Origin of the sequence: Pseudomonas spelaei (assembly GCF_009724245.1) — a bacterium.
Classification (GTDB): Bacteria; Pseudomonadota; Gammaproteobacteria; order Pseudomonadales; family Pseudomonadaceae; genus Aquipseudomonas; species Aquipseudomonas spelaei.
The window spans coordinates 69,151-81,633 of sequence record NZ_WNNK01000020.1; the positions used below are offsets into that span (position 1 = coordinate 69,151).

13 protein-coding genes are annotated in these 12,483 nt (G+C 59.7%); all 13 read right to left on the bottom strand.

What is annotated here, in order from left to right; genetic code table 11:
• Positions 1–45: 45 nt before the first annotated feature.
• A complete protein-coding gene (gene dxs / locus GNF76_RS21555; RefSeq protein WP_155585104.1) occupies positions 46–1,944 on the bottom strand; it encodes a 1-deoxy-D-xylulose-5-phosphate synthase in 1,899 nt (632 codons plus the stop codon).
• 110 nt (positions 1,945–2,054) lie between these two features.
• Positions 2,055–2,942, bottom strand: coding sequence for a (2E,6E)-farnesyl diphosphate synthase (ispA, locus tag GNF76_RS21560; protein WP_155585105.1), 888 nt, complete (start codon positions 2,940–2,942; stop codon positions 2,055–2,057).
• Positions 2,939–3,181 carry an exodeoxyribonuclease VII small subunit gene (locus GNF76_RS21565; protein ID WP_003194556.1) on the bottom strand — a complete coding sequence of 81 codons (243 nt, stop codon included), beginning with the start codon at positions 3,179–3,181 and terminating at the stop codon, positions 2,939–2,941. Before GNF76_RS21565 ends, ispA begins: the two co-directional genes overlap by 4 nt.
• Positions 3,182–3,388: 207 nt before the next feature.
• A complete protein-coding gene (locus GNF76_RS21570) occupies positions 3,389–3,769 on the bottom strand; it encodes a MerR family transcriptional regulator (protein ID WP_155585106.1) in 381 nt (126 codons plus the stop codon).
• Positions 3,708–4,352, bottom strand: a complete 645-nt coding sequence (locus tag GNF76_RS21575; RefSeq protein ID WP_155585107.1) for an NAD(P)H-dependent oxidoreductase — start codon at positions 4,350–4,352, stop codon at positions 3,708–3,710. The genes GNF76_RS21570 and GNF76_RS21575 overlap by 62 nt, the downstream gene beginning before the upstream one ends.
• Before the next feature lie 308 nt (positions 4,353–4,660).
• The gene (locus GNF76_RS21580; RefSeq protein ID WP_155585108.1) at positions 4,661–5,437 is read right to left on the bottom strand and encodes a LexA family transcriptional regulator; all 777 of its coding nucleotides are present in this window, start codon (positions 5,435–5,437) and stop codon (positions 4,661–4,663) included.
• A gap of 224 nt (positions 5,438–5,661) precedes the next feature.
• Positions 5,662–6,189, bottom strand: a complete 528-nt coding sequence (gene ppa / locus GNF76_RS21585) for an inorganic diphosphatase (RefSeq protein WP_048724712.1) — start codon at positions 6,187–6,189, stop codon at positions 5,662–5,664.
• Positions 6,190–6,300: 111 nt separating this feature from the next.
• The gene (locus GNF76_RS21590; protein WP_155585109.1) at positions 6,301–7,113 is read right to left on the bottom strand and encodes a M90 family metallopeptidase; all 813 of its coding nucleotides are present in this window, start codon (positions 7,111–7,113) and stop codon (positions 6,301–6,303) included.
• A 6-nt stretch (positions 7,114–7,119) separates the two neighbouring features.
• Positions 7,120–7,776 (bottom strand): DedA family protein, encoded by a 657-nt coding sequence (locus GNF76_RS21595; RefSeq protein WP_155585110.1) that lies wholly within the window; start codon positions 7,774–7,776, stop codon positions 7,120–7,122.
• A gap of 301 nt (positions 7,777–8,077) precedes the next feature.
• On the bottom strand, positions 8,078–8,542 hold the full coding sequence (locus GNF76_RS21600) for a GNAT family N-acetyltransferase (protein WP_155585111.1): 465 nt from the start codon (positions 8,540–8,542) through the stop codon (positions 8,078–8,080).
• 90 nt (positions 8,543–8,632) lie between these two features.
• A complete protein-coding gene (eutC, locus tag GNF76_RS21605) occupies positions 8,633–9,478 on the bottom strand; it encodes an ethanolamine ammonia-lyase subunit EutC (RefSeq protein WP_155585112.1) in 846 nt (281 codons plus the stop codon).
• On the bottom strand, positions 9,475–10,869 hold the full coding sequence (locus tag GNF76_RS21610; protein ID WP_155585113.1) for an ethanolamine ammonia-lyase subunit EutB: 1,395 nt from the start codon (positions 10,867–10,869) through the stop codon (positions 9,475–9,477). Before GNF76_RS21610 ends, eutC begins: the two co-directional genes overlap by 4 nt.
• Positions 10,870–10,921: 52 nt before the next feature.
• The gene (gene eat / locus GNF76_RS21615; RefSeq protein ID WP_155585114.1) at positions 10,922–12,364 is read right to left on the bottom strand and encodes an ethanolamine permease; all 1,443 of its coding nucleotides are present in this window, start codon (positions 12,362–12,364) and stop codon (positions 10,922–10,924) included.
• Positions 12,365–12,483 lie beyond the last annotated feature (119 nt).

Sequence of the window (12,483 nt, forward strand, 5' to 3'; positions counted from 1 at the left end):
GGGCTGTCCATAGCATTCAAGAACAATACAACATCAATGTGGGAGCTACAGCCCCAGCAGCGTCATGCGCTGGCGAACCGAGGCTTCAATCCCCGCTTCATCCAGCCCGCACTCCGCCAGCATCTGCGCCGGCTTGGCATGTTCGACATACGCATCCGGCAAGCCCAGGTGCAGCACCGACTTGAGGATATTCTCCCGTGCCAGGCACTCACTGACCGCCGCACCGGCGCCGCCCATGATGGCGTTTTCTTCGAGGGTCACCAGCAACTCATGGCTGCCGGCAATCTCGCGCACCAGGGCTTCGTCCAATGGTTTGACGAAACGCATATCTACCACGGTCGCGTCGATTTTCTCGGCGACTTTCAGGGCTTCGGCCAGTTGCACGCCGAACACCAGCAAAGCGACCTTGCTGCCTTGGCGACGGACGATGCCTTTACCAATCTCGATCGGTTCCAGGTCTTTCTCGATCACCGCATTCGGACCGGTGCCGCGCGGGTAGCGCACCGCTGCCGGGCCGTTGTACAGGTGGCCGGTGCTGAGCATCTTGCGCAGTTCGTTCTCGTCACTCGGGGTCATCACCAGCATGCCGGGGATGCAGCGCAAGAAGGACAGATCGAAACTGCCGGCGTGGGTTGGGCCGTCTTCGCCCACCAGACCGGCACGGTCGATAGCGAACAACACGTCGAGGTTCTGCACCGCCACGTCATGCACCAACTGGTCGTAACCGCGCTGCAGGAAGGTGGAGTAGATCGCCACCACCGGCTTGGCGCCTTCACAGGCCATGCCGGCGGCGAAGGTCACGGCGTGCTGCTCGGCAATCGCCACGTCGAAATAGCGCAGCGGGAAGCGCTCGCTGAACGCCACCAGGTCGGAGCCTTCCTTCATCGCTGGCGTGATGCCCACCAGGCGCGGGTCGGCGGCGGCCATGTCGCACAGCCATTCGCCGAACACGCCGGAATACTTCGGCCCGCTGGCTTTCTTCGGCGCAGTGGCCGGAGCGTCTACGGGTTCAAGCTTGGTGATGGCGTGGTAACCAATCGGGTCGACTTCCGCCGGGGCGAAACCTTTGCCTTTCTTGGTGACGATATGCAGGAACTGCGGGCCTTTGAGGTCACGCATGTTGCGCAGAGTGGCGATCAGGGTCGGCAGGTCGTGGCCGTCGATCGGGCCGATGTAGTTCCAGCCCAGTTCTTCGAACAGGGTGCCGGGCACCAGCATGCCCTTGGCATATTCTTCGGTACGACGGGCAATTTCCCACGCGCCGGGCAGACGCGACAGCACTTTCTTGCTGCCTTCGCGCATGCTGGCGTAGGTACGGCTGGAGAGAATCTTCGCCAGGTAGTTGGACAGCCCGCCGACGTTGCGCGAGATCGACATGTCGTTGTCGTTGAGGATCACCAACATGTTGGCATCGACTTCCGGCGCATGGTTCAGCGCTTCAAAAGCCATGCCCGCCGTCAGGGCGCCATCACCGATCACCGCAATCGCCTTGCGATCGCTGTTTTGCAGACGGGCGGCAATCGCCATGCCCAGGGCTGCACTGATGGAGGTGCTGGAGTGGCCGACGCCAAAGGTGTCGTACTCGCTCTCGGAGCGACGCGGGAAGGCGGCAATGCCGTCCTTCTGGCGCAGGGTAGCCATGCGCTCGCGGCGACCGGTGAGGATCTTGTGCGGATACGCCTGATGACCCACGTCCCACACCAGCCGGTCGTCCGGGGTGTCGAAGACGTAATGCAGCGCGATGGTCAGCTCGATGACGCCCAGGCCGGCACCGAAATGCCCACCGGTCTGGCCGACCGTGTAGAGCAATTCCAGGCGCAACTCATCGGCCAGGGTTTCCAGCTCGGCTTCACCCAGACGGCGCAGGCCGGCCGGCGTATCAGCACGGTCGAGCAGGGGCGTGGACGGGCGCTTGCGGGGAATCTCTTGAAACGTCGTGGGCATCAGGCGAATCGTTATAGATATAGAAGAGGCGGCAGTTTACCTCAAGCATCGCAAGCTGCCCACGCAGTGCACCGAAGTTGGCTGATATGCGGTGCAAACGGCCAGTGATCTCAGTGGCGGCGCTCGACGATATACCGCGCCAAATCACGCAATGGCTCGGCAGCCGCGTCGAAAGGTCGCAGGGCATGCAACGCCTGGTCACGTAGCTCAAGGGCGTAGGCCTTGGCGGCCTCAAGCCCGAGCAGAGCAGGATAAGTCGGTTTGTCCCGTGCGATATCGGCACCTTGGCGTTTACCGAGGGTTGCGGTATCGCTTTCGACGTCGAGAATGTCGTCCTGGACCTGGAACGCCAGGCCAATAGCCTGTGCATAAGTCTGCAGCGCCGCCAACTGCGTTGCGTCGGCGCGGCCGCTGGCCAGGGCGCCGAGCTGCACGGCCGCTTCGATCAGCGCGCCGGTCTTGTGGCGATGCATGTATTCAAGGGCTGTTTGATCAAGCTTCAGGCCCACCGAGCCCAAATCGATCGCCTGACCGCCGACCATGCCGGCGGGGCCAGCGGCGTAAGCCAGGGCAGTGACCATCCGCAAACGGGTCTCGGCGCTCGCACCACTCAGTTGCGGATCCAGCAAGGCACTGAATGCCAGACTTTGCAGACCGTCACCGGCGAGGATCGCGCAGGCTTCATCGAAGGCTTTATGAGTCGTCGGCTGGCCGCGACGCAGATCATCGTCGTCCATCGCCGGTAAATCGTCGTGTACCAGGGAATAGGCGTGAATCAACTCCACTGCACACGCTGCGCCGTTGGCCTGTTCCGCCACAGCGCCCAAGGCCTCGCAAGCTGCGTACGCGAGCAGTGGCCGCACACGCTTGCCACCGTTCATCACGCTGTAGCGCATGGCGTCATACAGGCGGTTCAGTTCAGGGCTTGGGGCGACAAACAAGGTTTCCAGCGCAGCATTGACCCGGGCCTGGCTGCTGGCCTGATAGGCAGCGATCATTCAGGCTGTTCCGCGTCAAAAGGTTCTTCGGCCAACTCCCCGTCACGCTCCAACAACACCTGAACCTTCTGCTCAGCCTGCGCCAGCGCGCTCTGGCAGTCACGGGTCAGGCCGATGCCTTGCTCGAATGCCGTCAACGAATCCTCGAGCGATAACTCGCCGTTCTCCAGACGCTCCACCAGCGCTTGCAGGTCAGCGAGGGATTGTTCGAAATCGAGTGCAACTTTTTTGCGGGCCATGGCGGCTATTCCGGTTGACGGTAAACCGGCGCGACACTAGCAGACATGGGGGATTGGGGCAAATGAGGGGTTGGGTTTTGGCTGGGGTGTGAGCCGAATAAAGGTTAAGGGAGTGCTCTCTTCTATCGCCCTCAGGTTCTGCCGTTTTTTCGTATCAAACCGACATCCATTGCTAAAAAATGCTGAGGCGCCTTATTGATCAGGGTGTTACCGTCCAGCAAGACGCTCGAACTGACACTGATTCTGCGCATCCTCAAGGCTGGCTTCAAACGCCTCAAGTCCTGCATATACCGTCTGCAACGCTTCAAGCTGGCACATCAACTCACGCTTCTTGTCCACAATAGCCTTGCTTGCCCGCTGCCACGGCAATGCATCGCCTGAGTGCCCATGCAAAATCGTTTGTAACTCCTTGAGCTTGAAACCCAACTGCTGAGCGCACTTGATAAACGTCAGCAGCTCCACGCTCTGCGGTGTGTAAAGGCGATAGCGGCCTTCCCGCTGCGGCGGTGGCAACAAGCCGATGGCTTCATAGTGACGAATGGCCTTGATCGTCGTGCCTGACAACTGTGCAGCTTTGCCGATGTACATGAAAAATCCTTTTCCCAAAGAGTGCGCCGGCCTGCTTCAGCCACCTGTCCCGCTGCGCTGACGTAGAGCCCAGCACCGGCCCGAACAGTAACGTCTTGATCGGCTTGATGCCGCAAAACACCAGCGTCGTCTTGCGCATCTGATGCAAGCCGGGCATATGGTAGAACCACCTGTAATACCACGGCGGTGTATCCAGGGTTACCAGCAAATGCGCGGTTCGACCCTGCAACAGTTTGTCAGGGAATGCCTTGCCTTTGCGGTATTTAAAGGCAAAGCCGGGCAGGAAAGCTCTGTCGATAAACCCCTTCATCAACGCCGGGATGCCGCCCCACCAGATGGGGAAAACAAATGTCAGGTGCTCGGCCCAGAGGATGTCGGATTGGGCGTTGAGCAGGTCGGGTTCCAGAGGTTGGATTTGGGTGTAACCGTTGTGCAGGATTGGGTCGAAGCTCAGGTCGGCCAGGCGTAGGAGGCGTACGTCGTGGCCGGCGGTTTTGGCAGCGGCTATGTAGGCGTCGGTGAGGGCGGAGCAGAAGCTGGTGTTGGAAGGGTGGCCGAGGATGACCAGAATTCTTTGGCTCATGGGGCGAGGTCCTGAAAAACTAGGTTTCAGGGTAGGGTGTGACCTTAGGGGGAGAGTCAAGTTGCGCGACGGTCCAGAGGATATGTCTTGTACTTTCATTCAGGCATTAAAAAGCCGGCTTGTGGCCGGCTTCTCGGGGACTGGTTCAATCTATTTTTGGTAAATCTCACCAGCCTTCAAATCATTCACCCAGACTCTCATCCGAGTGATAGGGGGCATCAGCGGGAACTCCTCCGCATCGCCGGGCAGGGCGCTTGGCTTGGCGCCAACCCCTGCCAAATGTGCCGCGCACTATACCCATATTCGCTTCAATTTCCCAGTTTAAGATCCGACTTAGAGCCTTTGTCCCTGAAAAGGTGCTCATCATCCAGAGGCACCGGAGGCCGCCGATTGTTGAGGGTGGACCACCAGAACACCCAGCCCAGAATTTGCAGGTTTTGTTCGTGGCGTTGGTCGTAGCTCAGCAGTTCGTCGGGGTGTTCGGCGCTGTTGTGGCTGCGCAGTCGCAGGCCTCCGCCCGGGCGGTTGTAGAGGTATTTGATGCGTAGCATCCCGTCGTGTTCGAGGGCGTAGATTTCGCCGTCGATGATTTGAGTGCGGCCGCGGTCGATGGCGAGGGTGGAGCCGTCCTGGATGATGTCGATCATGCTGTTGCCGATCATGTAGGCGCCCAAGGCGCGTTCAGGGGTGACGTTGAGGGTTTCGAGGGTTTGCAGTGAGAGCCGAATGCTTTCTTGTGAGTTGAACGAACTGTGGAGAGGGATTTCCACGTCGATTTTTTCCGGGCCACAGGCCGGGGTGACGAGGTAGTTGCCGTTGTCTTCTCGAGTGGGGTGCGCGTTGTGGGTGTCCGGGTTTGCCGGTTGGAAGGTTATGAGTGGATGTTTAGGGCCTTCGCCGGTACGCAGCCAGCGGCTGGTGACGCACAGCAGTTCAGCGAACTCCTCGAGTCGGCCCATGGGGACGCCGCGTTTGAACCAGTTGTTCACGTGCTGGGGCGTGACGCCGCGGTTCTTGGCGAAGTCGGAAGCGGAAAGATGAACTTCCCGAAGTAGCGCTCTTAAGCGATCACCTGATGTATTCATAAACGCAGAGTTTACTGGCCGGAAAACTAGATCAAATAAACTATGCGTTGAGATACTTTTGTAGGTATTTCCTTATTGCCTGATTGATCTTTCTCTGTATGCCTTTAGCTAAACATTGATCTTGTTTTTGTTTATTTAGTTGAGTGAATGTTTGTGTTTTTCGCACAAAAAAAGCCCCGAATGATCGGGGCTCTTTTTATCGCTTATGCAATGAGTAGTGGGTATCAGCCTTTGTAGGCGGCTACCGACTTCATGATCTCGGCGCGGGCGGCGTCTGCGTTGCCCCAACCTTCGATCTTCACCCATTTGCCTTTTTCGAGGTCTTTGTAGTTCTCGAAGAAGTGCTTGATCTGTTCCAGCAACAGTGGCGGCAGGTCGGTGTATTCCTTCACGTCGACGTACAGCTGGGACAGCTTGTCGTGTGGCACTGCGATGACTTTGGCATCGCCGCCGCCGTCGTCAGTCATGTGCAGGATGCCGACCGGGCGAGCGCGGATGACCGAGCCTGGGGTGACCGGGTAAGGAGTCACGACCAGCACGTCGAGGGGGTCGCCGTCGTCAGCCAGGGTGTTGGGGATGAAACCGTAGTTGGCCGGGTAGAACATTGGGGTGGCCATGAAACGGTCAACGAACAGGCAGTCGCTGTCTTTGTCGATTTCGTATTTGATCGGCGCGTGGTTGGCCGGAATTTCGATCGCGACGTAGATGTCGTTCGGCAGGTCTTTGCCAGCCGGAATCTTGCTGTAGCTCATTGGGCGTTGCCCCCGTAGTTGGCCATAAAACTTGGCCGGATTGGCCTGAAAGTGGCGGCGATTATAGGCATATTCTGCGGCTGATGCCATGCGCCAGACGTCGTACAGCTGTCAGTGTTGCGCTTGATAGCGTGGGTCGCCGGCTTGCAGTTGGGTGAGGCGGGCCAAGGGATCCTGGCGGTAAAAGTGGCTCAGTTGCGCGTAGACCTGTGGATAAGTGCTGACCAGCAAATCCGGGGCACTGAAAAAATATTCACTGGTGACGGCAAAGAACTCCGCCGGGTTTTCTGCGGCGTAGGGGTCAATGGGCGTCTCGGCGTCGGGGTTGCAGTCAAGCTGGTGGTTCAGGTCGTCGTAGGCGCTTTGCATCACGCTCGCCCATTCCTGCACGCGCATGTCGTTGTGCAGGGGTGGCAGGCCGTTGGCGTCGCCGTTGAGCATGTCCAGTTTGTGGGCCAGTTCGTGGATCACCAGGTTGTAGCCTTCCCAGTTGCCGCTGGCCAATACGCCAGGCCAGGCGAGGATTACCGGGCCTTGCTGCCAGGCTTCGCCGCTGTGTTCGCCGTTCCATTCGTGCTCGACGCCGCTGGCGTCACGGTGGCGCTGGGGGCTGAGGAAGTCGTCGGGGTAGAGGACGATTTCGTGGAAACCCTGATACCAGTCGAGGTCGCCCAGGTTCATCAGCGGCAGTTGCGCCTGGGCGGCGAGCAGCAGGCGTTGTTCCTGGTGCAGTTCGACGCCGGGCAGGGCAGTGAGGTGTTTTTCAGCCAGAAAGACCACGCAGGCTTCACGCAGCCATTGATCCTGCTCGGCACTGATGCCGTCGAGAAAGGTCAGGTGCTGGCGCACCCGCTGCCAGGTGTCATCGGCAATCGGGTGCTTGGCCAGGAGGCGCCGGCGACGCCAGGCGCTGAGGGACCACATCGTCGATTAGTGCGGGTTGGCTTCGGACGAAGTGCGGCTGAAACGGCTGCGGACCACGCCAATGATCATCGGTACCAGGGACAGCAGGATGATAAACACCACCAGCAGCGACAGGTTTTTCTTGATAAACGGTACGTTACCGAAGAAGTAGCCGAGGGTGACCAGGCCGCCGACCCAGATGATGGTGCCGAAGACGCTGAAACCGAAGAATCGCGGATAAGGCATTTTGGCGATACCGGCGACGAACGGTGCGAAAGTCCGCAGGATCGGCAGGAAGCGCGCCAGGGTCACGGTTTTGCCGCCGTGCTTGTCGTAGAAATCGTGGGTCTTTTGCAGGTAGTCACGGCGGAAAATTTTCGAGTTGGGGTTGCTGAACAAGCGCTCCCCGGCCGTTCGTCCGATGACGTAGTTGGTGCTGTCGCCGAGGATCGCCGCGAGCATCAGCAGCCCACCCAGCAACACCGGATCCATACCGCCACCCGCGGCTACGGCGCCGGCAATAAACAGCAGGGAATCACCCGGCAGGAACGGCATGACCACCAGGCCGGTTTCGCAAAAAATCACCAGGAACAGAATGGCGTAGATCCACGGACCGTAGTTGGTTACCAGCATGTCGAGGTACACGTCGAGATGCAGGATAAGGTCGAGCGGGTTGAAATCCATGGATGGCACCTGTGTGAATGGCCGACTCAGCGGACCTGTGCGGAGGCTTCGGGTAATAAGGCTACACGGGGTTGCCGTGTTTCTTACGGCCCAGAAAGGTCCGCATTATACGGATAGAGAGGTGAAAAGCGTGTTGGTTTTGTAGCGGGGGATGTCGTGAAAGGCGTTCTTAGGGTTGCCACTAATCCCGTGTGGGAGCGGGCTTGCCCGCGATAGTGTCACCTCGGTGTAACTGATACATCGAGGCGTCTGCATCGCAGGCAAGCCAGCTCCCACATGTTGATCTGCTGTGTTGAATCAATCAGGACTGTTCATCACTGATCGGCAGTACGTAGTTCTTGAACTCCGTGTCTTCCCGAAACCCAATCGATTCATAGGTCTTCTGTGCCACTTCATTGTCACTGCTGGTCGACACGCGCAGGCGCACGGCTTGAGTGTCCTTGGCCATCTTCTTCGCTGTACGCATCAGGTTATCGGCGACCAATTGTCGGCGAGCATCTTCGGCCACGTAGATATCGTTGAGGATCCACACCCGTTTCAGAGAGAGCGACGAAAAACTTGGATATAACTGACAAAACCCAAGCAACTTGCTCTCATCGTCATCTGGAAAGGCCAGGTAGATCACCGACTCCTTGCGCCGCAGACGCTTTTCCAGAAAAGTCCGAGACGAGTCAGGAAACGGTAGCGCCCCATAAAACTCGCGGTATTTGACGAACAGCGGAGTCAACAGGTCCAGGTGTTCCAGGGTCGCTTGAGTAATCCGCATGCTAGGCCTCAACTTCCAGTGGGTACGACGACACGAGCGGCCGTGGCTTGATGCTGCCTAAAGCTGCGAAAAATCGCAATCGTGTCGGGATCAGTCCTCCGGTGGGCTGAGCAGGAAGTTGCCTTTCATCAGGTCTGGATCGTCCGACTCGATCGTCTGAACTTGCGCCTCATCCTTGAGGTTGACCCCGGACAACTGCCGGCGACAAGCCTCGCGCATCAAATACAGCAAGCGGTGAGCGGCCATGCCGTAGCTCAAGCCTTCCAGGCGCACATTGGAAATGCAGTTGCGGTAGGCATCGGTCAGACCAACCTTGGGGTTATAGGTGAAGTACAGCCCCAGGCTGTCCGGCGAGCTGAGCCCCGGCCGTTCGCCGATCAGGATCACCACCATCTTCGCCCCCAGCAACTGACCGATCTCATCGGCCACCGCCACCCGGCCTTGCTCCACCAGAATCACCGGTGACAGCGACCAGCCTTCTGCGTGGGTTTGTTCCTCCATGCGCGTCAGAAACGGCAGCGTATGTTTATGCACCGCCAGCGCGGATAAACCATCGGCCACCACCACCGCCAAATCCACACCGCCCGGATTGGCTTGGGCGTAATCGCGCAGGATTTGGGCTGACTCGTCACTCAGGCGCCGTCCCAAATCCGGACGTTGCAGGTAGCTGTGACGGTCGACGGCGGCACTGTGCAGCAACAGGCTGTCGCGGCCGCGCTCTTTCAGTTGACTGCTCAGGCCGGCATGGTCGAACGGCAGGTGCACCGCGTCCCGCGCCTGGGCATGGGCGAACTGGAAGTCCAGTTGTGCACCTGTGGGGATGCTGGTACCGGTGCGGCCCAGGGCAATTCGCGCGGGCGTCAGGCGGCGTAGTTCCAGCCACGGGTTGTCGGGAAGGGTTTCAGGGGGATTGATGTGCACAGGCGGCTCCTTCATCCCAATTGCGCCAGGGCCTGGCGGAAGGCCGGCGGCAGGCTGTTGCCGAAGTGCACTTTGCCATCGGCTTGCGTGAAGATGCCCATTTTTGCCAGCCACTGTTCAAATTCCGGCGCCGGTTTTAAACCCAATGTTTGCCGGGCGTACAGCGCGTCGTGGAACGAGGTGGTCTGGTAGTTGAGCATGATGTCGTCGGAACCGGGGATGCCCATGATGAAGTTGATCCCGGCTACCCCCAGCAGGGTCAGCAGGGTGTCCATGTCGTCCTGGTCGGCTTCGGCATGGTTGGTGTAGCAGATGTCGCAACCCATGGGCACACCCAGCAGCTTGCCGCAGAAGTGGTCTTCGAGGCCGGCGCGGATGATCTGCTTGCCGTTGTACAGGTACTCCGGGCCGATAAAACCGACCACGGTGTTCACCAGAAACGGCTTGAAGTGGCGGGCCACGGCATAGGCGCGGGTTTCGCAGGTTTGCTGGTCGACGCCAAAGTGCGCGTTGGCCGACAAGGCGCTGCCCTGGCCGGTTTCGAAGTACATCAGGTTTTGCCCCAGGGTCCCGCGATTGAGGCTCAAGCCGGCGTCATAGCCTTCTTGCAGCACGCTCAGGCTGATACCGAAGCTGGCGTTGGCCGCCTCGGTACCGGCGATCGACTGGAACACCAGGTCCAGCGGCACACCGCGGTTGATGGCTTCAATGGAGGTGGTGACGTGGGTCAGCACGCAGGCCTGGGTCGGGATGTCGTAGCGTTGGATGATCGCGTCGAGCATTTCCAGCATGGCGCAGATTGACGCGATGCTGTCGGTGGCCGGGTTGATGCCGATCATCGCGTCGCCGTTGCCGTAGAGCAGGCCGTCGAGAATGCTCGCGGCGATGCCGGCCGGTTCATCGGTCGGGTGGTTCGGTTGCAGGCGCGTGGACAGGCGTCCGCGCAAGCCCATGGTGCCGCGAAACTTCGTGACGACGCGGATCTTCTGCGCCACCAGCACCAAGTCCTGCACGCGCATGATCTTCGACACGGCGGCGACCATTTCCGGTGTCAGCCCTGGCGCCAGCGCGCGTAGGCTTTGTTCATCGGCCGCGTCACTGAGCAGCCAGTCGCGAAAGCCGCCAACCGTCAGGTGGCTGACCACTGAAAACGCCTGCTTGTCGTGGGTGTCGATGATCAGTCGGGTGACTTCGTCGCTTTCATAGGGAATCAGCACTTCTTCGAGAAAGTGCTTCAACGGGATATTGGCCAGGGCCATTTGCGCCGCAACCCGCTCGCCGTCGTTCTGCGCCGCGACACCGGCGAGGAAGTCCCCGGAGCGCGCCGGGCTGGCCTTGGCCATGACGTCCTTGAGGCTGTCGAAGCGGTAGTTCAATGCGCCAACCGCGTGGGAAAAACTTGCCATACAGAGTCTCCATGACGGTGCGCACTGGTGAGCGCCCCGAGGTTTACGGCGTTTAGTGCAAGGCGGCCTCTGCGGCCTGGATCGCCGCAAACTCTTCTTCCGGCGTGCCTGCTACCAAGTGATGCCGACTGTAGAAAGCAAAGTAAGCAATTAATACTCCATAGATGATCGCAGCGCCAATCACCACCCGCGGATCTACCAGGAAGCCCGCCACCACGGCGATGCACGCCAGCACCAGCGCCACGCCGGAGGTGAAGATGCCGCCCGGAGTGCGGTACGGACGGTCCATTTTGGGGCGGCGGATGCGCAGGGTGATGTGCGCGGCCATCATCAGCACGTAGGAAATCGTCGCGCCGAACACGGCCACCAGAATCAGCAAGTCGCCCTGCCCGGTCAGCGACAGACCAAAGCCGATGATTCCGGGGATGACCAGGGCCAATACCGGCGCTTTGCTCTTGTTGGTCTGGGACAGTTTGCGTGGCAGGTAGCCGGCGCGGGACAAGGCGAAGATCTGCCGGGAATAGGCGTAGATGATCGAGAAAAAGCTCGCAATCAGACCCGCCAGGCCCACCAGGTTCACGAAGTGCCCCATCCAGGTTGAGCCACCGTAGGCCTTGGACAAGGCTTCCACCAGCGGATTGCCCGAAGCCATCAGCGCATGGGCGCCAGCGCCGCCGGGGGCGATCACCAGGATCAACAGGGCAAAACTGGTGAGCACCACAATGGCGCCGATCAGGCCGCGGGGCAGGTCGCGTTTCGGGTTCTTGGTTTCTTCGGCCGCCAGCGGCACACCTTCGACGGCGAGGAAGAACCAGATCGCATAGGGAATCGCCGCCCACACGCCGACATAACCAAACGGCAGGAAGGTGCTGGCACCCTTGGCCTCGGTCACCGGGATATCCAGCAGGTTGGCGACGTTGAAGTGCGGCACCATCGCCACCAGGAACACGCCCAGGGCAATCGCGGCGACGGCGGTGATGACGAACATCAGTTTCAACGCTTCACCGACCCCGAAGATGTGGATGCCGATAAAGATGATGTAGAACGCCAGGTAGATCATCCAGCCGCCGATGCCGAACAGTGACTCGCAATAGGCGCCGATAAACACTGCAATGGCGGCGGGCGCGATGGCGTATTCAATCAGGATCGCGGTGCCGGTGAGGAACCCACCCCAGGGCCCGAATGCACTGCGGGCAAAGCCGTAGCCGCCGCCCGCTGTAGGAATCATGGAAGACAGTTCGGCCAGGGAGAAACACATGCACAGGTACATGGTGGCCATCAGCAATGTGGCGAGGAACATGCCGCCCCAGCCGCCTTGGGCCAGGCCGAAGTTCCAGCCGGCGTAGTCGCCGGAGATCACATAGGCAACGCCAAGGCCAACTAAAAGCACCCAGCCGGCGGCACCTTTTTTCAGTTCGCGTTGCTGGAAGTATTCGGTGCCGACCTTTTCGAAGTCGACGGAAGATCCGGACGCACCGGTAGGTTCGCTAGGCATGAGGAAGTACCTTTCGTTCTTATTGTTTTTGCCCGACTTACTTGAGCCGGATGAGATGTTGAGTACTTGTGAAGATCACATGTGGGGGCTGGCTTGTGTGGGAGCGGGCTTGCTCCCAC